Source organism: Shinella sp. WSD5-1, assembly GCF_963942435.1.
Lineage (GTDB): Bacteria > Pseudomonadota > Alphaproteobacteria > Rhizobiales > Rhizobiaceae > Shinella > Shinella yambaruensis.
In genome coordinates, this window is record NZ_OZ012596.1 from 1,715,306 (window position 1) to 1,740,090 (window position 24,785).

Below are 24,785 nucleotides of genomic sequence, written 5' to 3' on the forward strand. Positions count from 1 at the left end.
TGGAATTGTTCTATAACTGGCGAAGCAGGCGGCGATCTTCAAGTCGGTTTTTCGCCGGAACAGGAATATTTTCCCGATCGGGAGCGGATACGTGAATACCAGCAAGGCGCCCCGGCGCGGCCAGAGGCGCGGCATCGTCCAGATCAGCGAAGTGGCCAACGACCTCATCGATCCGGTGCTGGCCAAGCGCGCCGGCATCAACACCATGCTGCTCGGCTCGTGGGACGAGATCGCGGGGGCGGAATTTGCCGAATGCACGCGGCCGGAGCGCATCACCTGGCCGCGCCGCGCCTCCGAGATGACGGGCGAGGGCGGTGGCCACCAGCCGGGCGTGCTGACGATCGCCTGCGAGGGCGCCCGCGCGCTCTTCCTCAGCCACCAGCAGGGCGAGATCATCCAGCGCATCAACGGCTTCTTCGGCTTTCCGGCCGTGAGCCAGATGAAGATCGTGCAGAAGCCGGTGAGCCCGCATTCCAGCCGTCGCGCCAAGCCGCGCCCGCTGACCGGCGAGGCCGCCCGCCATCTGGACGACCTCGTCGACGGCATCGAGGGAGACGCGCTGAAGGCGGCGCTGAAACGGCTCGGCACGGCGGTGCTCGGCCGGCGCCGGTAAGGGACGGAAAGCCCCGTCCCCGACCATCGAACGGTCACAATTCTTTGAAGTTACTTGCCTTAACGCCGCTTGTTCCCGCCCCAAAGCAGGTATAACGGGGGTGCCCGGAGCAATTCCGGAAAAAGCGCAAGGAAGCTTTTTCCGGAATTGCGTCAATGGACCCGAGAATTCCCATCCCTTCCGACAGGAGAGACCATGTCCCTTTCCGAAATGAGCCTGATGAAGCGCCTTGCGACCGGCGTTGCCGTTGCGGCGCTCGCCGTGACGCTGGCTGCCTGCTCCGACGAGAAGAAGGAGGAGACCGCCAAGGCTCCCGAAACCAGCCAGACGACGACGGGCGAAAGCGCAAGCTCGACGCCGGCCACCTCCTCCGGAACGACGACCACCACGACGACCGAGACCGCCCAGGCGCCGGCCGCCGAGGCGAAGTCCGTCGAGGTGCCCACCGCCGACGGCGACGTCGACATGGCGGAGGTGATGAAGGAAGGCGCGCTGCCGGAAATGGCGCTCGGCGAGGCCAATGCCCCGGTCACCATCGTCGAATACATGTCGACGACCTGCCCGCATTGCGCAGCCTTCCACAACAACACCTTCGACGCGATCAAGACCAAGTATGTCGACAGCGGCAAGGTTCGCTTCGTCATGCGCGAGTTCCCGTTCGATCCGCGCGCGGCCGCCGCCTTCATGCTGGCGCGCTGCAAGCCGCAGAACCCGGCCGAGCTTTCGGACGCCTCGCAGTATTTCCCGATGATCTCCATGCTGATGAAGCAGCAGGAAACCTGGGCCGCCGCGCAGGACGGCCGCGAGGCGCTGCTGCAGATGTCGAAACTCGCCGGTTTTACACAGGAGAGCTTCCAGGCCTGCTTGACGAACCAGAAGCTTCTGGATGATGTGAACGCGGTGCGCGAGCGCGGCGCCAAGGAATTCGGCGTCGCGGCGACGCCGACCTTCCTGATCAACGGCAAGCGCTATTCGGGAGACATGTCGGTTGACACCATGTCGGCCCTCATCGACAGCATGCTCTGATCCTTCGACCGGGTTTGCGGGCGACGGCAGTGGTCGTGCGCCCGCATTCCATTGGGTTCCGGGTGGGATTTACCCCCCTCTGGCCTGCCGGCCATCTCCCCCACAAGGAGGGAGATCGGCTGGAGGCAGGAACCTTGCTCAAATGGCAACGTTAATGATGGGCGGGACGCCGCTTCGTCCGATCTCCCCCCTTGTGGGGGAGATGGCCGGCAGGCCAGAGGGGGGTGGCCTCGTCCGCCCCACCTGCGCATGAAGTTCACCAAGCTCCGCCTCCTCGGCTTCAAGTCCTTCGTCGAGCCCACCGAGTTCATCATCGAGCGGGGCCTCACCGGCATTGTCGGGCCGAACGGTTGCGGCAAGTCGAACCTCGTCGAGGCGCTGCGCTGGGTGATGGGGGAGAACTCCTACAAGAACATGCGTGCGTCCGGCATGGACGACGTCATCTTCTCCGGCTCGGGCAACCGCCCGGCGCGCAACACCGCCGAAGTCGGCCTCTATCTCGACAATTCCGACCGCACGGCTCCCGCCGCCTTCAACGATCAGGACGAGATCCAGGTCTCGCGCCGCATCGAGCGCGAGAACGGCTCGATCTACCGCATCAACGGCAAGGAGGCGCGCGCCAAGGACGTGCAGCTGCTCTTTGCCGACGCCTCCACCGGCGCCCGCTCGCCCTCCATGGTCGGGCAGGGCCGTATCGGTGAACTCATCCAGGCAAAGCCGCAGGCCCGCCGCCAGCTGCTCGAAGAGGCGGCCGGCATTTCTGGCCTCCACTCCCGCCGCCACGAGGCGGAACTGCGCCTGCGCGCCGCCGAGACCAATCTCGAACGGCTCGACGACGTCACTTCGCAGCTCGAAAGCCAGATCGAGAGCCTGAAGCGCCAGTCCCGCCAGGCGAACCGCTTCAAGGCGCTCTCCGCCGATATCCGCCGCCACGAGGCGATGCTGCTGCATATCCGCTGGGCGCAGGCCAAGGAGGCCGAGGCCGAGGCCGAAAGCCAGCTCAACCAGGCGACCTCGCTCGTCGCTGAGCGGGCCAACGCCCAGATGCAGGCCGCCAAGGAACAGGCCGTCGCCAGCCTAAAGCTGCCGGAGCTGCGCGAGAACGAGGCGAAGCTCGCCGCCGTGCTGCAGCGCCTGCAGATCGCCCGCGCGCAGCTCGAAGAGGATTCCGCCCGGCTGCTGCGCCGCCGCGACGAGCTCACCCGCCGCCTCGCCCAGCTCGCCGAGGACATCGGTCGCGAGGAGCGCATGGTGGCCGACAATGCGGCCGTGCTGGAGCGCCTGACCGCCGAGGAGGAGGAGATCGGCGAGATCCTCGCCGAGGCGGACGCGCGCGCCGAGACCGCCCGCGAGGCGATGGAGGCCGCCGCAGCGACGCTGGCCCAAAGCGAAGCGGCCCTCGCCGCCGTCACCGCCGAGCGGGCGGAGGCGCAGGCGGTGCGCAACCAGCTCGAAAAGGCGATCCGCGACCTTGCCGAACGCCACCTGCGGCTTGGCCAGCAGCTTGATGCCCAGGCCCGCGAGCTTGCGGAAATGGATACCCGCATCGCCGCGCTGCCCGATCCCGAAGAGCGCCGCGCCGCCGTTTTGTCCGCCGAGGAGGCGCTGGAGGCGGCCGGCGAGATGCTTGCCGCCGTCGAGGAGGCGCTGGAGGAGGCCCGTTTTGCCGAATCCGCTCTGCGCGGCCCGGTCGATACCGCCCGCGCCCGCCTTGCCGGCATCGAGACGGAAGCCCGTACGATCCGGCGCATGCTGGAGGCTGGCGGCACCGGCGGTTCCTTCCCGCCCGTCGTGGAGGACGTCGATGTCGACCGAGGCTATGAGACGGCGCTCGGCGCTGCGCTCGGCGACGACCTCGATTCGCCGGCCGACAGTACCGCCCCCGTGCACTGGCGCCTGTCCGGCGATGCGTCCGGCGACGCGCCCCTGCCGAAGGACGTTCCGGCGCTGATCGACCATGTCCGCGCGCCCGCCGTGCTCGCCCGCCGCCTGGCGCAGATCGGCATTGCCGGCAGCGTCGAGGAGGGGCTGTCCCTGCTGCCGCAGCTCAAGGCCGGCCAGCGGCTCGTCACCCGCGAGGGCGCGGTCTTCCGCTGGGACGGCCATGTCACCGGTGCCGATGCGCCGAGCGCCGCCGCGCTCCGCCTCGAACAGAAGAACCGCCTCGCCGAACTTGAGATGGAGCTGGAGGACGCCCGCGCCGCGCTCGGTGATGCGGAAGCCGACCTCGCCCGCGCCGGTGAAGCCATCCGTGCCGAGACACAACGCCAGCAGCAGGCGCGCGAGGCCCAGCGCGCCGCCGCCCGGGCGCTCGCCGAGGCGCGCGAAGGGCTGGAAGCGGCCGAACGGGCCGCCGGCGATCTCATCCGCCGCCGGGCCGTGCTCTCCGAAACCGGGGCGCAGATCGAGGCGCAGGTGGAGGAGGCCGCGATCTCGCTGGAGGATGCCCGCGCCGCGCTGGAAGAGGCGCCGGACCTTGCCGACCTCGACCTCAGCCTTCGCACCCGCACGATGGACGTCGCGACCGACCGCGCGACGCTGGCCGAGGCGCGCGCCGGCCATGACGGCCTTGCCCGCGAGATGGCCGACCGCCGCCGCCGCCTGATGACGATCCTAGCCGAGCGCGAGACGTGGCGAAGCCGTGCCGCCAATGCCGAGAGCCACATCGCCACGCTGCGCGAGCGCGAAGCCGAAGCGCATGAGGAGATGGAGGAGCTGGCCGAGGCGCCGGACGAGATCGAGGACAAGCGCCGCGAGCTCCTGACCGGCCTCAGCAATGCCGAGGCCGCCCGCCGCGAGGCGGCCGATGCGCTCCAGGAGGCGGAGAACCGCCAGCGCGAGGCCGATCACACCGCCGCGACCGCGCTCTCGCAGCTCGCCGAATCGCGCGAAACGCGGGGGCGGGCGGAAGAGCGCCTCGTCTCGGCGCGCGAACGCCGCATCGAGGGCGAGGCGCGCATCCGCGAGGCGCTGAACTGCGCGCCGCACGAGGCGCTGCGGCTGACCGGCCATCCCGCCGGCAGCCCGCTGCCCGATCCGCGCGAGCGCGAACGCGAGCTCGACCGGCTGAGGATGGAGCGCGAACGGCTTGGCGCCGTGAACCTGCGCGCCGAGGAGGAGCAGCGCGAGCTGACGGAAAAACGCGATGCGCTCGTCGCCGAACGCGAGGATATCATCGAGGCGGTCCGCAAGCTGCGCTCGGCGATCCAAAGCCTCAACCGCGAGGGCCGCGAGCGCCTGCTGGCCGCCTTCGACGTAGTCAACGTGCAGTTCCAGCGCCTGTTCACCCACCTTTTCGGCGGCGGCACGGCGGAGCTGCAGCTGATCGAGAGCGACGATCCGCTGGATGCCGGCCTCGAAATCCTCGCCCGCCCGCCGGGCAAGAAGCCGCAGACCATGACGCTGCTGTCCGGCGGCGAGCAGGCGCTGACGGCCATGGCCCTCATCTTCGCCGTCTTCCTCACCAATCCGGCGCCGATCTGCGTGCTCGACGAGGTGGACGCTCCGCTCGACGACCACAATGTCGAGCGCTACTGCAACCTGATGGATGAGATGGCGGCCTCCACCGAGACCCGCTTCGTCATCATCACGCACAATCCCATCACCATGGCCCGCATGAACCGCCTCTTCGGCGTCACCATGGCCGAACAGGGCGTCTCCCAGCTCGTCTCCGTCGACCTGCAGACCGCCGAGCAGCTGCGCGAGGCGTCGTAGCGATCCCGGGCAAGCCATGCTAGAATTCCCGCGTGCCGGAGGCATGGAATGAAGCTGTCGATTGCGAAAGAACTGGAAGAATACATTGCCGGGGAGGTCGAAAGCGGCCGTTTCACGGACGCCAGCGCCGTGGTCAACGATGCCCTCCGCCTCCATGAAACCTATCTGGCTGCTGTTCGCGAGGACGTGCGCAAGGGGCTCGATGATCTCGCCGCCGGCCGCCACCGATCTGTAGCGGCGGAGGACTTCCTGGCCAGGGCCCGGGCTTCGGCCTCCTGATCGTGCACGCCTTCCGCTTTACGGAAAGCGCCGAGAAGGATGTGGATGCGATCCTCGCCTATACGATAACGACATGGGGAGACGCACAGGCGGAGGCCTATATCGGTGGTCTCTATCGCGTCCTCGATCTGCTCGCGGAAAGACCTGCGCTCGGTCGCCTGCGTCCCGAGTTGGCACCGGGGCTGCGCAGCTTTCCCTATCGCGAACATCTCCTCTTCTACATGCTTTTCGAAGATACCGTCTTGGTGGTCCGCATTCTCGCGGCGCGGCAGAATACAGGCACCGGCCTTCTCGAAAGATAGGAACAAATCCCCCTCTCGCGCATTCAACAGCGCCTGCTGTTCCCGCAGGCCTTCGTGCAATTGGGGATCAAACGTGAGCAGAGACGCACTTTACATGATCATCGGCGCCCTCATCGTCGTGGTGGCCGGGTTTTCCTATTATGCCTGGCAGCAGGAGAAGAAACCGGACGGTGTCGAGATCCGCGTGGACGAGCAGGGGCTTTCCATCGAGGGAAACTGAAGCCTGCCGGCGCGCCAGGCCGTGTTCCCGCCAAGGGCACGGCTTTTGTCCGGCTCTCGTAATGTTGCATTGCCGTTGCAAATTTGATGCATTGCAGCAAAAAACCTGTCGCGCCGCGTTTTCAACAAGATGCAGTTCATGTAGATTGTGAGGACGCATATGGGGAGGCGTGCATGGACAAGTGGGTCTATACCTTTGGGGGAGGCCGCGCCGAAGGCAGCGCGGGCGATCGCAACACGCTCGGCGGCAAGGGCGCGAACCTCGCCGAAATGTGCAATCTCGGCCTGCCGGTGCCGCCCGGGCTCACCATCGTCACCGCCGCCTGCAACCATTACTACGACAACGGCCGCCGGCTGCCGGACGATCTGAAGGATCAGGTCCGCGCCGCGCTTCGCCAGATGGAGGCGATCACCGGACGCCACTTCGGCGACACGACGAAGCCGCTGCTGCTCTCCGTGCGCTCCGGCGCGCGCGCGTCCATGCCCGGCATGATGGACACGGTGCTCAATCTCGGCCTCAACGACCGCACGGTCGAGGCGCTCGGCCACGATGCGGGCGATGCGCGCTTTGCCTGGGACAGCTACCGTCGCTTCATCCAGATGTATGGCGACGTCGTCATGGGCCTCGACCACGAGGTCTTCGAGGAGATCCTGGAGGACGAGAAGGGGCGGCTCGGCCACGAGCAGGACACCGAGCTTTCCGCGGTGGAGTGGCAGCATGTCATCGCCCGCTACAAGCAGACCATCCAGGAAGAGCTGGGCGAGGCCTTCCCGCAGGATCCGGAGGTCCAGCTCTGGGGCGCGATCGGCGCCGTCTTCGCAAGCTGGATGAACGCCCGCGCCGTCACCTACCGCACGCTGCACAACATCCCCGCCGTCTGGGGTACGGCCGTCAACGTCCAGGCCATGGTCTTCGGCAATCTCGGCAATTCCTCCGCCACGGGCGTCGCCTTCACGCGCAATCCCTCGACGGGCGAGAACAAGCTCTACGGCGAGTTCCTCGTCAATGCGCAGGGCGAGGATGTCGTCGCCGGCATCCGCACGCCGCAGAACATCACCGAGGAGGCGCGCATCGCGTCGGGCTCCGACCGGCCGTCGCTGGAAAAGCTGATGCCCGAAGCCTTCGCGGAATTCCGCGGCATCTGCGACCGGCTGGAGCGGCATTACCGCGACATGCAGGACCTCGAATTCACCATCGAGCGCGGCAAGCTCTGGATGCTGCAGACCCGTTCGGGCAAGCGCACCGCCAAGGCCGCGCTGAAGATCGCGGTCGACATGGCGACGGAAGGCCTGATCAGCGAGGGCGAGGCTGTCGCGCGTATCGATCCCGCCTCGCTCGACCAGCTGTTGCACCCGACCATCGATCCGCGCGCGCGTCGCGACGTCATCGGCTCCGGTCTGCCGGCTTCGCCGGGCGCGGCGACGGGCGAGATCGTCTTTACCTCGGAAGACGCGGTAAGGGCGGAGGAGGAGGGGCGCAAGGTCATCCTCGTGCGCATCGAGACGAGCCCGGAGGACATTCACGGCATGCACGCCGCCGAGGGCATCCTCACCACCCGCGGCGGCATGACCAGCCATGCGGCGGTCGTCGCGCGCGGCATGGGCACGCCCTGCGTTTCCGGTGCCGGCACGCTGCGCGTCGACCTGCGCAACGAGCTCCTGGTCGCCCAGGGGCTGACGCTGAAGAAGGGCGACGTCATCACCATCGACGGCTCGTCCGGCCAGGTGCTGAAGGGCGAGATCCCCATGCTCCAGCCCGAGCTGTCGGGCGATTTCGGCCGGATCATGGAATGGGCCGACCGCACGCGGCGCATGAAGGTGCGCACCAATGCCGAGACGCCGGCGGATGCCCGCGCCGCACGCTCCTTTGGCGCGGAGGGCATCGGCCTCTGCCGCACCGAGCACATGTTCTTCGAGGGCAGCCGCATCAATGTGATGCGCGAGATGATCCTCGCCGAGGACGAGGCCGGCCGCCGCGCCTCGCTGGCAAAGCTCTTGCCGATGCAGCGCTCGGACTTCGCCGAACTCTTCGAGATCATGCACGGCCTGCCGGTGACGATCCGCCTGCTCGACCCGCCGCTGCACGAATTCCTGCCGAAGAGCGACGAGGAGATCGCCGAGGTGGCGGCCGCCCTGTTCATCGAGGAGGCCGCGCTGCGCCGGCGCGTCGATACGCTGCACGAGTTCAACCCGATGCTCGGCCACCGCGGCTGCCGCCTCGCCATCTCCTATCCGGAGATCGCCGAGATGCAGGCCCGCGCCATCTTCGAGGCGGCCGTGGAGGCGGCCAGGACGACCGGCGCGGCCGTGGAGCCGGAAATCATGGTGCCGCTCGTCGGCCTCAAGGCGGAGCTCGACTATGTGAAGGCCCGCATCGAGGCCGTCGCCAAGGCGGTGATCGCCGAAAGCGGCGTTGCCATCAACTATCTCGTCGGCACGATGATCGAGCTGCCGCGCGCGGCGCTCCGTGCCCATGTCATCGCCGAATCGGCCGAGTTCTTCTCCTTCGGCACCAACGACCTGACGCAGACGACCTTCGGCATCTCGCGCGATGACGCCTCGGCGTTCCTGTCGACCTATATCCAGAAGGGCATCGTCGAGCAGGACCCGTTCGTCCAGCTTGATTTCGACGGGGTGGGCGAGCTCATCCGCATCGCCGCCGAACGCGGCCGGCGCACGCGGGCCGACCTGAAGCTCGGCATCTGCGGCGAGCACGGCGGCGATCCGGCCTCCATCCATTTCTGCGAGGAGGCCGGGCTCGACTACGTCTCCTGTTCGCCCTTCCGCGTGCCGATCGCGCGCCTTGCGGCCGCGCAGGCGGCATTCAGCGGCAAGGCCTGAGACCGCTTAGCTTCAGCGCCGCCGGACGGGCACATAGACATAGGTCGGCCGGTCCCACATCGGCGATTGCAGCCGCGCGGCGCGGAAGTCCGCGCGCCGGTCGAGATCGATGCGCTGCAGGCATTCGGCAAAGGCGTCCGTCCCCATGCGAAAACCGTAGGACCGGCATCGGGCCTCGTCATTGGCGCGCACTTCGGCGGCCGTCTGGCAGCCGGCGAGGAAGAGGGCGGTGGCGGCGAGGGCGGCGAAACGAACAAGCATCTTGGACATGCGGGCTCCGGCGAACTGTTGCGTGCCATGGATAGGCCCGTCGGCGCGCCGCGGCAAGGGCTCCCGGCAATTCCAAACGCCGGAGCGATGCCGCTTCGGCTGGAATGCTCTAAAGCGCGTCGCGATCTTTCAGATTCGCTCCCTGCGCTTTAGCTCTTTGTTTTTTCGCATGTCGTTGCCGCAAAACCGCTGCGCACTTTTGTGCGACATGCTCTAGATGCGTTGCAGCACGTCCACGAAGGCGTCGGCGAAGCGCTTGAGGTCCTTCGTCGTCTCGTCGGGGTTTTCCACGCGGATGGCCGATCCCTCCGTATCGAGCAGCGCGAAGACCACGGCGAGCGCGCCGTCCTCGCCCTGCGGCACGCGCAGGGCCGCGATGCGCCGGCAATCGTCGGCAAGCCCCGAGGCCGGCAGCTCGAAGAGGAAATCGCCGCCGACACGGTCGGCCGCCATGCGCACGGCATCGGCAAAGCCGGCCTCCTCGCCGGAAAAGCCGTCGAGCGAGAGTTCGAGTTCCAGAAGCTCCAGGGGGAGGGCGGGTTCGCCCGCGGGCGCGGATATAGCGGTGTCGGCGGCCGTCTGCGTCGGCAACATCATCTTGCTCCTTGCTCTACCCCCGTTCGCAAACCGTCGTTAACGAGCGTGGCGAATTTGCGGCACGCAAGGATTTTTACCGCGTGCTGTCTGTTGTCCCCGGCAAGGATGTCGCATGGTCATGGAGGAAAGCCGTGCCGCCGAGGTTTCCGCGGAACCTGAAGCGTGCGCCGCAATGTCTTAAAACGATTCCGGTTTCAGCAAATTTGCAGTAGGAAAAGGACGCGGCAGCGAGCGCCGCGGCGCATCCGGTGAGGCCATGGCAATCACGATCCAGTACGAACGGCCCGTTTCGCATGCGGCGCACTGGGCGCGGCGCCTGGCGCTGTTTTCCTGCCTGCTGTTCCTCACCGCCGTGCTGTCGCATCGCTTCGGCCCGCTCACCACGCCGCATTTCCTGGCGCTGGCGGGTTTTGCCGCGGCCATGGCGGGCATGGCCGTGCTGCTGGCCGCCATCGGCCTTGCGCGGCTCTGGCATGTCGGCGCGCGGGGCGGCAAGGCGGCCTTGACGGCGCTCCTGCTCTGCCTTCTGCCGCTCGGCTTCACCGGTGCCGCCGCCTATGCCTATTTCTACAAGCCGGCGCTCTACGACGTGACGACGGATACGCTTGCCGCCCCGCCCTGGCTTGCCGCGCCGGCTGCCGAGCAGGACTGGCTGCCGCGCATCGGCCCGGTCGGGGCGCGTGACCGGGCGGTGCAGCTTGCGGCCTATCCCGGCCTGTCGGGCCGGCGCTACGACGGCGCGCTCGACCGCGTCTACCAGGGCGTGCGCAAGGTCGCCGCCGCCTACGGCATCACGATCACCGCCGAGGACGGGCTCGACAACATCCTCGCGGACCTAGAGGATCTCGTCGTCGATCCGGCCAAGGTGGCCGAAAGCCAGGAATCGCTCGGCGACGTGCCGGTTCCCGAGGCGCGCCCGCTCGAGACACCGCTCATTCCCCGCATCGGCGGCCCGGGCGACGTGCTCCTGCAGGGCGAATGGCGCTCGCCCGTCTTCGGCTTCCGCTTCGACGTGGTCATCCGCCTGCGCGAGGAGGCGGAGACGACGCTCGTCGACATGCGCGCCGCCTCGCGCTACGGCCCGCACGACCTCGGCTTCGGCGCGGCGCTGGTGGAAGGCTACCTGAAGGCGCTCGACGCGGAACTGCTGGGCATTGCCGGCGACTGACGGCGCCGGCATCCAGCGTCAGGAATCTCAAAGGCCGGGGGCGGGGAAATAGAGCCCCTTCAGCGCCGGCGGACCGTCCGTCACCACCTCGCCGCGCGCGACGAGGTCCTCCAGATGCGCCAGCACCGAGAGCGCCGCCGCGCCATGCAGGCGCGGGTCCGTCTCGCGGTAGATCGCCTTCACCATGTCGGCGATCAGCCGGTCGCCGGCGCGCACGCGCTCGCGCACTGCCCGCTCGCGCATGCGCCGGTGGGTCCTCAGCCCCCGCAGGAACGCCGCCGGCTCGGTCACCGGCCCGCCATGGCCGGGCAGGTAGAGCCGGTCGTCGCGCGCAAGCAGCCGGTCGAGCGAGGCCATGTAGTCCGCCATGGCGCCATCCGGCGGCGCCACGATGGTGGTCGCCCAGGCCATGACATGGTCGGCGGAAAAGACGATGCCGTCCGGTCCGTCGAGCGCGAAGGCGGCGTGGTTGGCGGTGTGGCCCGGGGTGAGCAGCGCCGTCAGCGCCCAGCCGTCGCCCGCCACGCTCTCGCCATGGCCGAGCGCGATGTCCGGCACGAAGTCCACGTCCGCGCTTTCCGCGAAGGGGTTGCTTTCGCCGGCATGCAGCGGCCGCGCCGCGCGGTGCGGCCCCTCCGCGACGATGATCGCGCCCGTCTCCGCCTTCAGCCGGCGGGCGAGCGGCGAGTGGTCGCGGTGGGTGTGGCTGATGGCGATATGGGTCACCTCGCGCCCGGCGAGCGCCCGCATCAGCGCCGCAAAATGCGCCTCGTCCTCGGGGCCGGGGTCGATCACCGCCACTGACCGGTCGCCGACGATGTAGCTGTTCGTGCCGTGGAAGGTGAAGGGGCCCGGATTGTTGACGGTGATGCGCTGCACGCGCGGGGCCACCGGCACCGCCTCGCCATGCGCCGGCTTGAATTCGAGGTCGAACTGCGGGGCCTCCCGGCCGGTGTCGCTCCCGGCCGTCACTTGTATTCGATCTCGATGAAGCTCATCGGCGTGTCGCCGCCGTTGACGACATTGTGCGCCACGCCCGCCTCGCGCCGGTAGACGGCGCCCGCCTTGGTGTGCACCCGCCGCTCGCCGGTCTCCTCCTCGATCAGGAAGTCGCAGTCCGTCATCGGCACGACGACATAGCCGAGCCCGTGCACATGATGGCCCGTATCGGCGCCCGGCTCGAAATCCCAGCGCGTCACGCGCACGACGGCATCGTCGAGAAGGACGGTGGGCATTGCCGGCGGGCGGGCGCGGAACTGGGGCATGGCGGCTCCTCACAGGAAAGGGCAGGGCGGGCGAGCCGGCTGCGCCGGACGGCTGCTGAAAGGACGATCGATCGCCCGGACCCTATCGCCGCCATGCGCCCCTGCCAAGCACCAAGCCGCAGATCACGCCTCTTCGGCAAAGCCCGACCGGAGAATAATCGCCCCGAACCGGAACTTAAGCATTGTCCACGCCGCCCGCCTTTGCTATCAGGCTCCCGCCGTGTTGGGGCGTCGCCAAGCGGTAAGGCACCGGTTTTTGGTACCGGCATTCCCAGGTTCGAATCCTGGCGCCCCAGCCACGGCTGTTTCGGAACCGCCCTTGCGATCTGCCAGCCTCGCTCAGCCAAGCCCGCCGAGCGGGATGATCTCCGCTGCGCCCGGTTGCCAGTCGCTTCCTTCCCAGTCCCCGAGCCAGCGCTCCGCGCGAAGGCTTGCTGCGGCAAGCAGCGCCTCCAGCTCGGCCTTGTCCGGGAAGGCGATGCGGGAGGCGGCGGAGAGGCGTTTGCCGGTGGCGCGGATCTCGTAATGGGTGCCGTAGGTGACGATGCCGGTCGCCGGATCGTAGGCGACGTCGTTCCAGGCGGCGACCGGGCCGAAGCGGGGATGGTCGATGAGGCGCATCGAGGCCTCCGGTCCCCATTCCTCCCATTCCCGGCAGGCGGGATTGCGGCTGTCGAAGACGAAACGGCCGCCGGGCGCAAGATGCGCGGCAATGGTGGCGAGGGCGGCGGCGCGGTCCTCCCGCGTCAGGAAGACCTGGAAGGCGTGGCCGGTCAGCACGACCAGGTCGAAACGACGGCCGAGCCGCAGCGTGCGGGCATCGCCCTCGATGAAATCGATGCCGCCCGCGCCGGGCTTGCCGCGCGCGATGGCGAGCATGGCCGGGGCCGGATCGACGCCGACGACCGTGCGTCCGCCGGAAAGCGCCACGGCAAGCTCGCCCGTGCCGCAGCCGAGGTCGAGCACGCTCGCCGCCCCCTCGGCAAGCATCCGGCAATAGGCGAAATCCGGCGATCGCTCCCAGCCGTTTTCCAGATCGTAGAAATCGGCGAGCTCCGGGTCGTGGTAGAGGCGGTCTTCGTCCATGTGTCCTCCCGGAGCAAATCCGGCAAACGTGCGCAGCGGTTCTGCCAAAAAAAGCGAAAATGTTCCAAGAAAAAGGCCGCGTCTTCGCGCGGCCTTGGAAAGGGCGGTCGGGCTGCCCTTTACGAGGCGGCGTCGAGAACCTTCTCGCAATGGGTCGGCCCGCCCTTGGGGTCGACGCGGTCGCCGACGGCGCGGATGGTGTTGATCCGGTAGCTTTCGTTCACCGTCAGCTCCACCGTGCAGGACTTGCCCTTCACGAAGCCGCCGCGCCACTTGTAGAGCGTCGTGCCGCCCGCGCCGGCCGTGTCGGAGATCGGCGGGCCATAGGCCGCGAAGAAGCTGCCGGCGGTCTTGCCGTTCCAGCGGGCCTGCAGCGGGTTGGACGCGACGACGGCGGTGGTGCATCCGGCGAGGGCAAGCGCAACGCCTGCCAGAATTGCAATGCGGGAGTTCATGGGTGCCATTTCCTTGGGACTTCGGTGCGGCCGTGAATGTGAGCCTCGCACCGCCATAGCGCAGCACGCCGGAAAGGGGAATCGCCGCCACGCGAACTTTGCCGTCGTCCCCAGCGAAGAGGCGTCAAACGTGCGGATTTGCAACAGTGTGCGCGGCGGTTGAAGGACGGTGGGAGAGGCCGGACCGCCGCAGCGCCAAGGCCTCTCCGCCTCGTGTCACAGGAGGAAGTCCGCCTTGTCGAGATTGTCGATGTTGAACTTCCGGATGATCAGGACGTCGTTGCCGCCCAGTTCGATATGCACGTCGCTGCCGACCTGCTCGGCCTTGTCCAGCACCTTGTTGACGCTGGAGAACTTGTAGGAGCGGAGGTCGATGTCGTCGACATTGTTCTTGAAGTCGGTGATCGTGTCGCGACCGTAGCCCTTCTTGAAGACGAAGATGTCGGTCCCCTTGCCGCCGGTCAGCGTGTCGTCGCCCTTGCCGCCGTCGAGCTTGTCCTTGCCCGCCGCGCCGTTGAGCTTGTCGTTGCCGCCATTGCCGAACAGGGTGTTCTTGCCCTCGTTGCCGAGGATGTTGTCGTTGCCCGAGCCGCCCTTGGCATTCTCGATGAGCGAGCGCAGGTCGCCGTTGAAGAGCAGCGCGTTGAAGATGTTGCCGCGGGCATAGCCGTCGTTCGGCCCGCCGCCGAGGAAGGCAAGCTGGGTCTTGCTGAACATCGAATAGGCGCCCGGCCGCAGGTCGATGTCGAGCCCCGTCTTGTAGGCGCTGAGGTCGTAGGTATCGGTGCCCCCGCCGTCCCAGATCGTGCCGAAGATGCGGTTGCCGCCGGCATCGATGGCGACCTTGCCGTTGACGAAGGTATCGCCGTTGCCCGGCTTCCACTTGTAGACGGTGTTGCCCTTGTTGGTCGTATAGTCCGCGCCGTACATGTACTGCAGCGCGTAGATGTCGGCCATCATGAAGGTCTGCGGCGCGCCGAACTCCTCGTATTTGTAGCCGCTGGCGTCATCGCCGACGAAGGAGTTGTACGTCATGACCGAATATTCGGGACTGTTCCACTCGCTCTGGATCGCGCCGAACGTGTCGTTTTCATGCGCGTGCTTGAGGCCGAGCGCATGGCCGAGCTCGTGGATGAGCGTGTGCCAGGCGTAGTTGCCGGCCTTCGGCGTGCGGTAGTCGTTGATCGTGCCGGCATTTTCCGTGCTGAACCAGATGTCGCCGCCGGTGGCGCCGGTGTCCGGATAATAGGCATGGGCGGTGGGGCTGGCGTCGTCCGACTGGGCAAAGCGTAAGGTGGCGGTGCCGTTCGAGCCGGCCGAGAAGTTCAGGTTGGTGAAGCCTTCGACGGAGAAGCCGTCGTTCGCTTTGCCGCCGAAGCTCTTTTCCATGGCGAAGAGCGCGGCGTTCTTCTGCATGGCCGAGACGGCGCCGAAATTGTTGTCGGGCTCGCCCGAATAGGAGTAGCTGCTCGTCGATGTGGGAAAGGCATAGGTGACGCCCGTGCCGTCCCAGGCAAAGCCGCTGAGCACGGAATCGATGAACTGCGATCCCGTCGCCGTGACCGTCTTTGTGGATTTACCCGTACCCGTCATTGCTGCCCCCCTTCGAACAGAGCTCGTACGTTGTTGTCGCCGGGCGGATAGTGTCCCCCCGTCCGCACGCCGCCTTGCTGCGCCGGACCGTTTCCGCCGTGGATCGATGGCATCATATGGCAGCAAGACGTTCGCACAAGAAGCCTTATTCATGCGCGAAAGAACAAATTTGGTCGTACTTGTGGTTTTGCCGCCGTGTCGCCTGCGGGTTGCATGGGCGGCGGCGCATCGAGGGGCGGAGGGCATCGTGCGGATCGTCCGTCCGCCATCGAACCGGCCGAACGACAGCGGCCCCGCAGCGAGGCTTACTTCCCGACGGGCCGGCGGAATGCCGTCAATGCGTCGTCGGCACGTCGTCGTCCTCGAGGAACGACCGGATGCCGTCGCGCGCCACCGTCGCGAGGAACTCGTCGAAGGCCTCCCGGTCCGTGGCGAAGGGCTCGTCCCATTCGAAGAGCTCCTCCTTCTCCGTGACGACCTCCAGCTTCCAGTCCTGTTGCGTTCCCGCCGGCCGGAAGATGTCGACAAGGACCGTGATCCCGTCCTCGGTGAACTCGCCGGACAGTTCGGAATGCTCCAGCTTGGGTTTCTTGGCCATGGTGTTCCTCGACGGCGAAAGCAGGCGGCGTGCATGCAGCCGGACCGTTATCCTATCTTCGCGAGGAGCGCAAAGCCGCAACGCGAAGCTGGGGGAGCACGCCTGTCACGCACCATGCCGTCGTCGTTTATTCTCGTGGCCGGGCTGCGGAGTGCGGAACAGAAACCGGTTTCGGACCTTTCCCTGTGATCAGGGAGGCAAACGATGAAGCACAAACTTCTGGTAAGCGATGCGGGCGAGCGTACCTATATCCTGGTTCTCGACGAAGGCGACGAGGCCTTCCGGTGCATCACCGATTTCGCTGAAAGAGAAAGCCTGACCGCGGCATCGATTACCGCAATCGGCGCGTTTCGCGCCGCAACCATCGCCTTCTTCGAATTCGACACGAAGCACTACCGGAAGATACCCGTGGAGGTGCAGTCGGAGGTCCTCAGCATGCTGGGAGACATAGCGGTGGATGACGAGGGCAAGGCAAGCCTGCATCTCCACGTCGTGCTCGGCTTTCCGGACGGAAGCACGAAGGGCGGCCACCTGGTGGAAGGATACGTCCGGCCCACGCTGGAGGTCATGCTGCGCGAAACGTCGGCCGACCTGCGGCGGCGGACGCGCCCCGATCTCGGCATCGCGCTGATCGATGTCGGTTAGCCCTGGATGTCCTTGCGCCAAAGCGAGACGAGCGGTCCGTCCGAGCCGTAAACCGGGTCGCTTTTCGGGAGGGGCAGGCTCGCGATGATCTTCAGTTCGCCGGGCGTGGCCGCCGTCGTTTCGATATCGGCATGTTGGCCGGGCGGATAGCCGCCGACCACGCGGAAATCGTCACTTCCGGAATTTTGCTTGTGGCCGGTGCCGGCCGGCAGCACAAGGCAGTCGCCCGCGCGAACCTGAAGCGCCCTGCCGTCCGGCCCGCCGATCAGGAGCTCGGCGCTTCCTTTCGCGATGCCGAGCACCTCATGGGCGCCGACGTGGTAATGCTGATAGGAGAAGACGCCGTTGCGCCAGAGGCCTTGCCAGCCCGCGTCGTAAAACAGCCGCTCGAAGGCACGGGCACGATCCTTCTCGCCTGCCGCCAGCACATCGCGATAGACGAGCACCGGCAGGAACGGATGGTTCGGCACCCATTCGCTGGCGGGGAAGAACAGCATTTCCGGTTGTTTCATCGCCGTCTCACTTGCCTTTCTTCGGTTCCCTGCCGAAATCCTTGCGCAACTCGTCCTTGGCCTTTTCCAGCGTGTCGCGCCGGCGTTTCGAAAGCTGGTCGCCAGCGCGGTTGATATAGAATGTCAGCATGGACATGGCCGAGCGGAAAGGGCTCGATTTGCGCCGGTCGCTTTCCTCCGCTGAATGCTTCAGGGATTGCGCGATCTTTTTTGCGCTGCCCTGCTTGAAGACGCCCTCCTTGAGGTCCATCGCGTCGCTGTTCTCGGTCACGTCCTGCGACCACTTCTTCTGTTTCTTCGCCATGCTCAGCCTCCTTCGCCGGGATAGGGATGGGCTTTGAACAGCCGGGCGGCATGCACCGTGTTGCGGGCGACGAGATCCAGCGTCGAGCGCACGACATCGGGGATGTCCTCCAGATCGACGAAATTGACCGAGCCCATCGCTTCGCCCACCCAGTAGGTCACGGCATTGGCGGGAATGGTGAAGCCGACGTCGTTCAGCGCCTGGAAAAGCTCGGCCGAGACATGATGCGCGCCGTCCTCGTTGCCGACAACGGCGACGGCGGCGACCCGGCCATAGGAGACCATGCGGCCCTTGTCGTCCTTCTCCTCCAGGAAGGCGTCCATCCGCTCCAACGCCCGCTTGCAGACGCTCGACGGCTGGCCCATCCAGATCGGCGTGCCCATGACGAGAATGTCGGCGTCGAGGATCTTGTGGCGGATGCCCGGCCAGTCGTCGCCGTGGCCTTCGTCGGAGGTGACGCCGGGCTTGATATCGAAATCGGCCAGCTGCAGGAAATCCGTGGTGACGCCAAGCGGTTCCATCGCGGCGGCCAGCAGCTTCAGCATGCGGTCGGTGGAGGAGGGGTCCTTGGCGGTCCTTGTCTTGAGCGTGCAGTTGAGCGCCAGCGCTGTCAGGGTCATGTTCGCCTCGCTTCATAGGGGTCGAATGCCGAACCGATCCATCCGCCGATTGTTCCGGGAACCGATCCGGCAATCGTGCATTAGAACCTCCAGATACGCGGTTCCGGAGGTTCCCATGGACAACAAGGACAGATTGATCCTGGCGCTGGCGGCGCTGTTGCGCGCCGAGCGCGAGACCCGCGGTGCCCTGATGGACGCGCTGGAGGAAAACTCCATTTCGCGCGAAACGCTGCTCGCCATCCTTTCCGATCCCATCCCCGTCGTCACGCAGGAGGACATCGAGTTCGCCGAGCGCTTCGCCATGTCCAGGCATCTGCCCATCGAGAGGAAACGGTGATGGCGCCGCGCGCCTTCTGGAAGGGCTATCTCAAGCTCTCGCTCGTCACCTGCCCGGTGGCGATGTCGCCGGCGATCTCCCAGGAGGACAAGGTCCGCTTCCGCACCCTGAACGGCAAGACCGGCAATCCCGTCGTCAGCCGCTATGTCGATGCGGTGACCGGAAAGGCCGTCGCCGAGGACGACGAGGTGAAAGGCTATCCGCGCGGCGAGGACGATTACGTCATGCTGGAGGATGACGAGATCGAGGCGGTGGCGCTGGAAAGCACGCGCACGATCGACATAGAGACCTTCGTCCCGCGCGAGACGATCGAATGGATCTGGTACGACGCGCCGCATTTCCTGGTGCCCAACGATACGGTGGGCGAGGAGGCGTTTTCCGTCATCCGCGAGGCGATGGCCTCGACCGGCACGGTGGGCATCTCCAGGCTGGTGCTGTATCGACGGGAGCGGGCGGTGATGCTGGAGCCGCGTGGCAGGGGTATCGTGCTCTGGACGCTGCGCTACGGCGACGAGGTGCGTGAGGAGACGGACTATTTCGGCGGCCTCGGGCGCGCCAAGCCGGACGCCAAGGCCCTCTCTCTGGTGAAGACGCTGATCAAGGAGCGCACCAGGGCCTGGAGCCCGAAGATGGCGGACGATCCCGTCCAGGACCGCTTGCTCGACATCATCGCTGCCAAGAAAAAAGGCCGCAAGCGTCCGGCGAAGCAGAAGGCGCCGCCGCCGACGTCGGGCAATGTCATCAACATCATGGATGCCCTGCGCAAGAGCATCAAGGCGGAGGGCAAGGGCAGGTAGTTCAGCCCTTCGCCTTGCCGGTCTTCAACGGTTCCGCAGCCTTCCTGAAATCCGCCCAGGGGTCGGCCGCAAGCGCCTGGAGACGCGTCGGCGTGTTCTCCACCGTGAAATAGGCGGGGCCGATATCGGCGCTGAGCTCGCTCCAGGCGAGCGGCATGGAGACGGCGGCGCCGGGACGGGCGCGCGTGGAATAGGGGGCGACCGCCGTCATGCCGCGCTGGTTGCGCAGGTAGTCGATGAGGATCTTTCCCCGGCGCTTCGACTTGGTGATGGTCGAGACATATTTGTCCGGGCTGTCCTTCGCCATGGCGTCAGCGACGCCCTTGCAGAAGGCCTTGATCGCCGGCCAGCGGGCGGACGGCTTGAGCGGGGCGCAGACATGAAGCCCCTTGCCGCCGGAGGTCTTGACGAAGGCGTTGAGCCCGGCGGCTTCGAGGCGCTTGCGCGTTTCCTCGGCGGCATCGATGACCGCCTGCCATGCAACGCCCTCGCCGGGATCGAGGTCCATGATGATGCGGTCCGGACGCTCCCAGTCGGCGAGCGTCGAGCCCCAGGGGTGGATTTCCAGCACGGCGGACTGAACGAGGCCCATCAGCCCGTCGAGATCCTCGATCGCCACATAGGGTTCGTCGTCCTTTTCCGCCGGATCCTGCACTTCGACGATATGGGCGTTGATGCCCTTCCAGGCGTGCTTCTGGAAGAAGGTCTGCCCGTCGATGCCGCTCGGCGCGCGCAGAAGGGCGAGCGGGCGGCCGACGATATGCGGGGCGATATAGCGCCAGACCTCGGTATAGTAGTCCGCCAGCCCTTCCTTGGTGACGCCTTCGCCGGGCCAGTAGACCCGGTCGGGATGGGTGAGGCGCACGGTGCGGCGCGGCGGCTTTTCCGCCTTCGGCGCGGCGGATGTCTTGGACTTCGGCATTTCGGCGACGACCTCCCTTGCCGGCTTGTCTTCCCTCAGGCCCCGGAACGAAGCATGGCGCAGATGCCCATCGGCCGTCCAGGCGCGGAACTCCACTTCGGCCACCAGGTCCGGCCGCACATAGCGGGCCTGTCGCGCCTCCTCGGCCGTCAGTTTCCGGCCGAAGGGGCTTTCGTCCGTCCGCATGCGCGAGAGGCGTTTGAAGAGATCGGCGGCAACGGGCGTGCTGAAGCCGGTGCCGACCCGGCCGACCGGCTCCAGCCTGCCGTTCTTGTAGACGCCGAGCAGCAATGAGCCGATCGCCTGGCGCGAGACGGTGGAGGGGGCATAGCCGCCGATGACGAATTCCTGCCGGGCCGAGCATTTCGACTTGATCCAGCCCTTGCTGCGGCCTTCGCGATAAGGGGCGTCGCGCAGCTTGGAGACGACGCCTTCGAGGCTGAGGCGGCAGGCATGGCGCAGCACCAGCGCGCCGTTCTCGTCGAAATGGCCGCTGTAACGCAGGATGCCCCCGGTTTCCGGCACGAGCTTTTCGAGGAGGGCCTTGCGCGCCTCGAGCGGCAGGCGCGTCAGGTCGTAACCGTCGAGATGGAGAAGGTCGAAGACGTAGAAGGTGAAGCGGTCGTTCCGGCCCGCGCTGAGATCGGCCTGGAGGGCGGAGAAGTCGGACGCCCCGGCGCCCGTCTCGACGACGAGCTCGCCGTCGATCAGCGCCTTGCCGACCGGCAGCGCGGCAAGCGCCGCGACCACCGGCTTGCCGAATTTCTTCGTCCAGTCCAGCCCGCTGCGGGTGAGGAGCTTGACCCGGCCCGCCTCGATGCGCGCCTGGAGCCGGTAGCCGTCGAACTTGATCTCGTGCAGCCAGCGCGCGCCGGGGGGCGGCGCGGCTGCGAGCGTCGCCAGCATCGGCGGCAGGAAATCCGGCAGGTTCGCCTTGCGCGTGCCCTTGAGGCCCGAGGGATCGGGCGCCTCCGTCTCCGGCTCCGCCTTCACGGGGCCGGTCTTCGCCTTCCTTCCGGAAGACTTGCGGATGCGCCCGGTCTTCGAGGACCAGCCCGGTTCCTCCCCTGCGACGTCGGCGATGTCCCGCCCCGTTTTCACCGATTCCGGCCGCTCATCAAGCAGGTCGTCATCGCCGTCGGGCATGGCGAATTCGTCGTCGCCCTTGATCAGCAGCCAGTTCTCGCGCTTCTCGCCGGGCTTGCCGTGCATACGCACGAGATGCCAGCGGCCGTGCAGCTTCTCGCCGTCGAGGGTGAATTCAAGATGGCCCTTGGCATAGGCTTTCCGCGCGTCGCCGATCGGTGCCCAGGTGCCGCGATCCCAGACGATGACGGTGCCGCCGCCATATTCGCCCTTGGGGATCGTGCCTTCGAAGTCGCCATAGGCGAGCGGGTGATCCTCCACATGCACGGCCAGCCGCTTTTCGCTCGGCACCAGGCTGGGGCCGCGCGTCACCGCCCAGCTCTTGAGCACGCCGTCCATTTCGATGCGGAAATCGTAGTGCAGGCGCGTCGCGTCGTGCTTCTGGATGACGAAACTGTGGCCGCCCTTGCGGGCCTTCCTGCCGCGTGGTTCGGATGTGGCCTTGAAGTCCCGCTTTTGCCTGTAGACGTCCAGCGTCGCCATGATCACCCTGCCTTGCGCCGGCTTGCCGCCGTCTTGCCTGTGGCCGCGGCCTTCTTCTTGCCGCGCTTTGCCGGTTTCTCGTTTTCGCCGGCGCTCCGCCGCAGGGCCTCCATGAGGTCGATGACCTTGCCCTCGGCCTTCGGCGTGACGCGCTTGATCTTCCGGCCCTCGATCTTCGCCTTGACCACCTCGGCGAGCGCCGCGTCGTAACGGTCGTCGAAGGTCTTTGGATCGAAGCGGCCGCTTTTCGTCTTGATGATGTGCTCGGCCAGGTCCAGCATCTCGCCCTTGAGCTTGAAGGCGGGGATCTCCGAAAAGGCCTCCTCGGCGGAGCGCACTTCGTAGTCGTAGCTCAGCGTCGTCGCGATGAGACCTTCCCCGTGGGGGCGGATGAGGAGGGTACGCACCCGGCGGAACAGCACGGTCTCGGCCAGCGCCGCCACCTTCTTCGTCTTCATGCCCTCGCGGATCAGCGCGAAGGCCTCCTCGCCGTGCCTGTCGGACGGCGCAAGATAATAGGGTTTGTCGAAATAGAGGTCGTCGATGTCGTCGCAGGCGATGAACGCCTCGATCTCCATCGTCTTGTCGCTCTCGGGCACCGCCGAGGCGACCTCCTCGGGATCGAGCGTGATATAGTCGTTCTCGCCCGCCTCGTAACCCTTCACCTGATCCTCGCGCTCCACCACCTTGCCCGTCTCGCTGTCGACGAATTCCCGGTGCAGCCGGTGGCCGGTCTTGCGGTTCAGCATGTGGAAGGCGATGCGTTCGCTGGTCGAGGCGGCCGTGTAGAGCGCGACCGGGCACACCAGTTCACCCACCTTCAGGAAGCCTTTCCAGTTCGCTCTCGGCGCCACGCCCGTTCTCCCGCTCCAAAGCGAAAGCAATGCCGGCATGCCGCAAATGTTCCCGGCCTCGTGCCGGCGGCATCATGCGGCAATTCCGGCGCGGAACGAAAACGGGGCTTTTCGTGTTCCCGAGGCGTCCGAAACAACGCGAGGACGGTATGGGCAGGCGGCTGAGGATCATGACCTACAATGTGCACAGTTGCTTCGGCACGGACCGGAAGCTCGATCCCGGCCGCATCGCCGCGGTGATCGCCGAATGCGAAGCCGATATCGTCGCGCTGCAGGAGGTGGACGTCGCGCGGGCGCGCAGCGGCGGCATCGACCAGGCGCAGGCCATCGCCAATCACCTCAGCATGGCCTCGCACTTCCATCCGGCGCTGCACCTGGAAGAGGAACGGTACGGCGACGCGCTGCTGACGGCGCTGCCGACGCGCCTCGTCAAGGCCGGCGGGCTTCCCTCGCGCGGCGAGCCGCGGGGTGCGCTGTGGGTGGAGGTGCCTTTCGACGACGTGAAGCTGCAGGTCTTCGTCACCCATCTCGGCCTGTTCGGCGCCGAGCGCGTGCGGCAGACCGAAGCCCTGATCGGGCCGGGCTGGCTCGGTGCGCCGATGCCGGACGATGCGCGCATCGTCCTTGCCGGCGATCTCAACGCGGTCTCCCGCTCGCCGTCCTATCGCCTGCTCGTCCGCCGCCTCAAGGATGCGCAGGTCGAAGCCGGTGGACGGCTTGCCGCGACCTTTCCCTCTCGCCTGCCGCTGCTGCGCATCGATCACATCTTCATCGGCGAGGGGATCGCCGCCCGCAGGGCCTTCGTGCACGATACGCCGCTCGCCCGCCGGGCGTCCGACCACCTGCCGCTCTGCGCCGACCTGGAGATCGCGTGATGCGGGAAAAGATGCCCTTTATCGCAACGGCGGCATGGTCGATCCCGAAGGCGGTTGCCGACCGGTTTCCCGAAACCGGAAGCGGCCTCGAAAGATATGCCGCCGTCTTCAACGGCGTGGAGGTCAACTCGACCTTCTATCGCCACCACCAGAAGACGACATTCGAACGCTGGGCGGGGTCGGTGCCGGATCATTTCCGTTTCGCGGTGAAGATACCGCGCGAAATCACGCATGGCGCGCGCTTGCGGAACGTCGACCGGCTCTTCGAGGCATTCGTCGACGAGGTTTCGGCGCTGGATGGCAAGCTCGGGCCGCTGCTGTGCCAGCTGCCGCCGAGCCTTCGATTCGATGCCGGAGACGCCGAAAACGCGTTCGCGGCCATGCGCCGCGTCTTTACCGGCACCCTCGTGCTCGAGCCGCGCCACAAAAGCTGGGCGTCGCCGCCGGCGCGCGCGCTCCTGCAACACCATGCGATCGATCGCGTTTTGGCCGATCCTGCGCCGGTCTGGCCGGCGTCCGATTTCCACGAGGCGCCGCGATATGTCCGGTTGCACGGCGTGCCTGAAATCTATTACTCCAGCTACGGCGATGCCGAGATCCGTGCCTTTGCGAAGCGCCTCGCCGCCGACAGCTGGTGCGTCTTCGACAACACGGCCTCCGGCGCCGCCATCGAGAATGCGCTGACGCTGCGCGATCAAATGGTTTGACGGCGGGCCACGGGATGGATGAACGTTTCTTCGCGCGTGACGTGGTCGCCGTCGCCGCCGACCTTCTGGGGGCCCGCCTGCTGGTCGATGGTGTCGGAGGGCTCGTCGTGGAAACCGAGGCCTACCGCCAGGACGACGAGGCATCGCACAGTTTTCGCGGGCCGACGGCTGGAAATGCCGCGATGTTCGGCGAGCCGGGCCGGGTCTATGTCTATCGATCCTATGGCCTGCACTGGTGCCTCAACGTCGTCTGCGAGCGGGGCAGCGCGGTGCTCATCCGCGCGCTGGAGCCGACGCACGGGCTTGAGACGATGATGGCGCGCCGTGCGGTCACCGCTGCGCGCAAGCTGTGCAACGGGCCGGGCAATCTGTGCCGGGCGCTTGCCGTAACCGGCGAGATGAACGGACTTTCGGTCCTCGGCGCGCCCTTTTCCCTGGAGCCGCCGTTCGAAGCGCCCGTTTCGGCAAGCGGTGTCCGCATCGGCATCAGCAAGGCCGCCGAACGCCCGTGGCGCTTCGCGGTAAAGGGATCGCCCTATCTCAGCAAGCCGATCTGA

27 protein-coding genes and 1 tRNA gene are annotated in these 24,785 nt (G+C 66.9%); 15 read left to right on the forward strand and 13 right to left on the reverse strand.

Annotation, left to right across the window (positions count from 1 at the left end):
• Positions 1-91 precede the first annotated feature (91 nt).
• The 7 genes from AABQ55_RS08260 to ppdK all read left to right on the forward strand — a co-directional run bounded on the left by AABQ55_RS08260 (position 92) and on the right by ppdK (position 8,994).
• Positions 92-613 (forward strand): DUF721 domain-containing protein, encoded by a 522-nt coding sequence (locus AABQ55_RS08260; RefSeq protein WP_133034415.1) that lies wholly within the window; start codon positions 92-94, stop codon positions 611-613.
• Between the two features lie 195 nt (positions 614-808).
• Complete coding sequence (locus tag AABQ55_RS08265; protein ID WP_272804677.1) at positions 809-1,639, forward strand: DsbA family protein; 831 nt, start codon at positions 809-811, stop codon at positions 1,637-1,639.
• A gap of 249 nt (positions 1,640-1,888) precedes the next feature.
• On the forward strand, positions 1,889-5,353 hold the full coding sequence (gene smc / locus AABQ55_RS08270; RefSeq protein ID WP_272804678.1) for a chromosome segregation protein SMC: 3,465 nt from the start codon (positions 1,889-1,891) through the stop codon (positions 5,351-5,353).
• 48 nt (positions 5,354-5,401) lie between these two features.
• Complete coding sequence (locus AABQ55_RS08275) at positions 5,402-5,632, forward strand: ribbon-helix-helix domain-containing protein (RefSeq protein WP_272804679.1); 231 nt, start codon at positions 5,402-5,404, stop codon at positions 5,630-5,632.
• Between the two features lie 2 nt (positions 5,633-5,634).
• Positions 5,635-5,934, forward strand: a complete 300-nt coding sequence (locus AABQ55_RS08280) for a type II toxin-antitoxin system RelE/ParE family toxin (RefSeq protein WP_272804680.1) — start codon at positions 5,635-5,637, stop codon at positions 5,932-5,934.
• A 73-nt stretch (positions 5,935-6,007) separates the two neighbouring features.
• Positions 6,008-6,154, forward strand: a complete 147-nt coding sequence (locus AABQ55_RS08285) for a hypothetical protein (protein ID WP_244767768.1) — start codon at positions 6,008-6,010, stop codon at positions 6,152-6,154.
• 173 nt (positions 6,155-6,327) lie between these two features.
• On the forward strand, positions 6,328-8,994 hold the full coding sequence (ppdK, locus tag AABQ55_RS08290; protein WP_272804681.1) for a pyruvate, phosphate dikinase: 2,667 nt from the start codon (positions 6,328-6,330) through the stop codon (positions 8,992-8,994).
• A 12-nt stretch (positions 8,995-9,006) separates the two neighbouring features.
• Here the strand turns inward: ppdK and AABQ55_RS08295 are convergent, their stop codons facing one another.
• Positions 9,007-9,264 (reverse strand): hypothetical protein, encoded by a 258-nt coding sequence (locus AABQ55_RS08295; RefSeq protein WP_244767766.1) that lies wholly within the window; start codon positions 9,262-9,264, stop codon positions 9,007-9,009.
• A gap of 213 nt (positions 9,265-9,477) precedes the next feature.
• Positions 9,478-9,858 carry a hypothetical protein gene (locus tag AABQ55_RS08300; RefSeq protein ID WP_272807412.1) on the reverse strand — a complete coding sequence of 127 codons (381 nt, stop codon included), beginning with the start codon at positions 9,856-9,858 and terminating at the stop codon, positions 9,478-9,480.
• Positions 9,859-10,123: 265 nt separating this feature from the next.
• On the opposite strand from AABQ55_RS08300, the gene AABQ55_RS08305 reads away from it, so the two are divergent.
• The gene (locus tag AABQ55_RS08305; RefSeq protein WP_244768103.1) at positions 10,124-11,029 is read left to right on the forward strand and encodes a DUF1499 domain-containing protein; all 906 of its coding nucleotides are present in this window, start codon (positions 10,124-10,126) and stop codon (positions 11,027-11,029) included.
• Positions 11,030-11,056: 27 nt separating this feature from the next.
• Here AABQ55_RS08305 and AABQ55_RS08310 read toward each other — a convergent pair whose 3' ends face one another.
• Both AABQ55_RS08310 and AABQ55_RS08315 read right to left on the reverse strand, forming a co-directional pair.
• Entirely contained in the window at positions 11,057-12,001 is a 945-nt protein-coding gene (locus tag AABQ55_RS08310) for an MBL fold metallo-hydrolase (RefSeq protein ID WP_272804682.1), read from the reverse strand.
• The gene (locus AABQ55_RS08315; protein ID WP_244767763.1) at positions 11,998-12,294 is read right to left on the reverse strand and encodes a cupin; all 297 of its coding nucleotides are present in this window, start codon (positions 12,292-12,294) and stop codon (positions 11,998-12,000) included. Before AABQ55_RS08315 ends, AABQ55_RS08310 begins: the two co-directional genes overlap by 4 nt.
• Before the next feature lie 224 nt (positions 12,295-12,518).
• Here AABQ55_RS08315 and AABQ55_RS08320 point away from each other — a divergent pair.
• Positions 12,519-12,593: transfer RNA gene (locus AABQ55_RS08320), tRNA-Gln, on the forward strand.
• A gap of 40 nt (positions 12,594-12,633) precedes the next feature.
• Here AABQ55_RS08320 and AABQ55_RS08325 read toward each other — a convergent pair.
• From AABQ55_RS08325 to AABQ55_RS08340, 4 genes are all read right to left on the reverse strand, one after another.
• Positions 12,634-13,380: a class I SAM-dependent methyltransferase gene (locus AABQ55_RS08325; protein WP_272804683.1), complete on the reverse strand. Its 747-nt coding sequence runs from the start codon at positions 13,378-13,380 to the stop codon at positions 12,634-12,636.
• A 119-nt stretch (positions 13,381-13,499) separates the two neighbouring features.
• Positions 13,500-13,835: a hypothetical protein gene (locus tag AABQ55_RS08330; protein WP_244767761.1), complete on the reverse strand. Its 336-nt coding sequence runs from the start codon at positions 13,833-13,835 to the stop codon at positions 13,500-13,502.
• 216 nt (positions 13,836-14,051) lie between these two features.
• A complete protein-coding gene (locus tag AABQ55_RS08335) occupies positions 14,052-15,428 on the reverse strand; it encodes a M10 family metallopeptidase (RefSeq protein ID WP_272804684.1) in 1,377 nt (458 codons plus the stop codon).
• A 334-nt stretch (positions 15,429-15,762) separates the two neighbouring features.
• A complete protein-coding gene (locus AABQ55_RS08340) occupies positions 15,763-16,026 on the reverse strand; it encodes a hypothetical protein (RefSeq protein ID WP_244767759.1) in 264 nt (87 codons plus the stop codon).
• Between the two features lie 204 nt (positions 16,027-16,230).
• Between AABQ55_RS08340 and AABQ55_RS08345 the strand changes: the two genes are divergently transcribed.
• Positions 16,231-16,671, forward strand: coding sequence for a PPC domain-containing DNA-binding protein (locus tag AABQ55_RS08345; RefSeq protein ID WP_244767758.1), 441 nt, complete (start codon positions 16,231-16,233; stop codon positions 16,669-16,671).
• On the opposite strand, the gene AABQ55_RS08350 is transcribed toward AABQ55_RS08345, so the two are convergent.
• The 3 genes from AABQ55_RS08350 to AABQ55_RS08360 are packed head-to-tail and all read right to left on the reverse strand — an operon-like array spanning position 16,668 to position 18,107.
• Positions 16,668-17,183, reverse strand: coding sequence for a cupin domain-containing protein (locus tag AABQ55_RS08350; protein ID WP_244767757.1), 516 nt, complete (start codon positions 17,181-17,183; stop codon positions 16,668-16,670). The two genes, AABQ55_RS08345 and AABQ55_RS08350, sit on opposite strands and share 4 nt — an antisense overlap.
• Positions 17,184-17,190: 7 nt before the next feature.
• Positions 17,191-17,487, reverse strand: a complete 297-nt coding sequence (locus AABQ55_RS08355) for a DUF3175 domain-containing protein (RefSeq protein WP_244767756.1) — start codon at positions 17,485-17,487, stop codon at positions 17,191-17,193.
• A 2-nt stretch (positions 17,488-17,489) separates the two neighbouring features.
• On the reverse strand, positions 17,490-18,107 hold the full coding sequence (locus AABQ55_RS08360; RefSeq protein WP_244767755.1) for a flavodoxin family protein: 618 nt from the start codon (positions 18,105-18,107) through the stop codon (positions 17,490-17,492).
• Positions 18,108-18,222: 115 nt separating this feature from the next.
• Between AABQ55_RS08360 and AABQ55_RS08365 the strand changes: the two genes are divergently transcribed.
• Positions 18,223-18,444, forward strand: coding sequence for a hypothetical protein (locus AABQ55_RS08365; RefSeq protein ID WP_244767754.1), 222 nt, complete (start codon positions 18,223-18,225; stop codon positions 18,442-18,444).
• Positions 18,444-19,241, forward strand: coding sequence for a non-homologous end joining protein Ku (ku, locus tag AABQ55_RS08370; protein WP_272804685.1), 798 nt, complete (start codon positions 18,444-18,446; stop codon positions 19,239-19,241). Before AABQ55_RS08365 ends, ku (AABQ55_RS08370) begins: the two co-directional genes overlap by 1 nt.
• Before the next feature lies 1 nt (position 19,242).
• Here ku (AABQ55_RS08370) and ligD read toward each other — a convergent pair whose 3' ends face one another.
• On the reverse strand, positions 19,243-21,792 hold the full coding sequence (gene ligD / locus AABQ55_RS08375; RefSeq protein WP_272804686.1) for a DNA ligase D: 2,550 nt from the start codon (positions 21,790-21,792) through the stop codon (positions 19,243-19,245).
• Between the two features lie 2 nt (positions 21,793-21,794).
• Positions 21,795-22,646 carry a non-homologous end joining protein Ku gene (ku, locus tag AABQ55_RS08380; RefSeq protein ID WP_272804687.1) on the reverse strand — a complete coding sequence of 284 codons (852 nt, stop codon included), beginning with the start codon at positions 22,644-22,646 and terminating at the stop codon, positions 21,795-21,797.
• A 149-nt stretch (positions 22,647-22,795) separates the two neighbouring features.
• Between ku (AABQ55_RS08380) and AABQ55_RS08385 the strand changes: the two genes are divergently transcribed.
• From AABQ55_RS08385 to AABQ55_RS08395, 3 genes are read left to right on the forward strand one after another with little or no spacing between them, the layout of a single operon-like run.
• Positions 22,796-23,521 (forward strand): endonuclease/exonuclease/phosphatase family protein, encoded by a 726-nt coding sequence (locus AABQ55_RS08385; RefSeq protein WP_272804688.1) that lies wholly within the window; start codon positions 22,796-22,798, stop codon positions 23,519-23,521.
• 11 nt (positions 23,522-23,532) lie between these two features.
• Positions 23,533-24,228, forward strand: a complete 696-nt coding sequence (locus AABQ55_RS08390) for a DUF72 domain-containing protein (protein ID WP_272807413.1) — start codon at positions 23,533-23,535, stop codon at positions 24,226-24,228.
• 14 nt (positions 24,229-24,242) lie between these two features.
• Complete coding sequence (locus tag AABQ55_RS08395; RefSeq protein WP_272804689.1) at positions 24,243-24,785, forward strand: DNA-3-methyladenine glycosylase; 543 nt, start codon at positions 24,243-24,245, stop codon at positions 24,783-24,785.

Coding starts and splice junctions, on each gene's coding strand:
- AABQ55_RS08275 (WP_272804679.1), top strand. CDS start 5,402: ATGAAGCTGTCGATTGCGAAAGAACTGGAAGAATACATTGCCGGGGAG.
- AABQ55_RS08315 (WP_244767763.1), bottom strand. CDS start 12,294: ATGCCCCAGTTCCGCGCCCGCCCGCCGGCAATGCCCACCGTCCTTCTC.
- AABQ55_RS08355 (WP_244767756.1), bottom strand. CDS start 17,487: ATGGCGAAGAAACAGAAGAAGTGGTCGCAGGACGTGACCGAGAACAGC.
- AABQ55_RS08345 (WP_244767758.1), top strand. CDS start 16,231: ATGAAGCACAAACTTCTGGTAAGCGATGCGGGCGAGCGTACCTATATC.
- AABQ55_RS08340 (WP_244767759.1), bottom strand. CDS start 16,026: ATGGCCAAGAAACCCAAGCTGGAGCATTCCGAACTGTCCGGCGAGTTC.
- AABQ55_RS08350 (WP_244767757.1), bottom strand. CDS start 17,183: ATGAAACAACCGGAAATGCTGTTCTTCCCCGCCAGCGAATGGGTGCCG.
- ku (WP_272804685.1), top strand. CDS start 18,444: ATGGCGCCGCGCGCCTTCTGGAAGGGCTATCTCAAGCTCTCGCTCGTC.
- smc (WP_272804678.1), top strand. CDS start 1,889: ATGAAGTTCACCAAGCTCCGCCTCCTCGGCTTCAAGTCCTTCGTCGAG.
- AABQ55_RS08325 (WP_272804683.1), bottom strand. CDS start 13,380: ATGGACGAAGACCGCCTCTACCACGACCCGGAGCTCGCCGATTTCTAC.
- AABQ55_RS08390 (WP_272807413.1), top strand. CDS start 23,533: ATGCCCTTTATCGCAACGGCGGCATGGTCGATCCCGAAGGCGGTTGCC.
- AABQ55_RS08395 (WP_272804689.1), top strand. CDS start 24,243: ATGGATGAACGTTTCTTCGCGCGTGACGTGGTCGCCGTCGCCGCCGAC.
- AABQ55_RS08365 (WP_244767754.1), top strand. CDS start 18,223: ATGGACAACAAGGACAGATTGATCCTGGCGCTGGCGGCGCTGTTGCGC.
- AABQ55_RS08265 (WP_272804677.1), top strand. CDS start 809: ATGTCCCTTTCCGAAATGAGCCTGATGAAGCGCCTTGCGACCGGCGTT.
- AABQ55_RS08360 (WP_244767755.1), bottom strand. CDS start 18,107: ATGACCCTGACAGCGCTGGCGCTCAACTGCACGCTCAAGACAAGGACC.
- ppdK (WP_272804681.1), top strand. CDS start 6,328: ATGGACAAGTGGGTCTATACCTTTGGGGGAGGCCGCGCCGAAGGCAGC.
- AABQ55_RS08385 (WP_272804688.1), top strand. CDS start 22,796: ATGGGCAGGCGGCTGAGGATCATGACCTACAATGTGCACAGTTGCTTC.
- AABQ55_RS08330 (WP_244767761.1), bottom strand. CDS start 13,835: ATGAACTCCCGCATTGCAATTCTGGCAGGCGTTGCGCTTGCCCTCGCC.
- AABQ55_RS08295 (WP_244767766.1), bottom strand. CDS start 9,264: ATGTCCAAGATGCTTGTTCGTTTCGCCGCCCTCGCCGCCACCGCCCTC.
- AABQ55_RS08335 (WP_272804684.1), bottom strand. CDS start 15,428: ATGACGGGTACGGGTAAATCCACAAAGACGGTCACGGCGACGGGATCG.
- AABQ55_RS08300 (WP_272807412.1), bottom strand. CDS start 9,858: ATGTTGCCGACGCAGACGGCCGCCGACACCGCTATATCCGCGCCCGCG.
- ligD (WP_272804686.1), bottom strand. CDS start 21,792: ATGGCGACGCTGGACGTCTACAGGCAAAAGCGGGACTTCAAGGCCACA.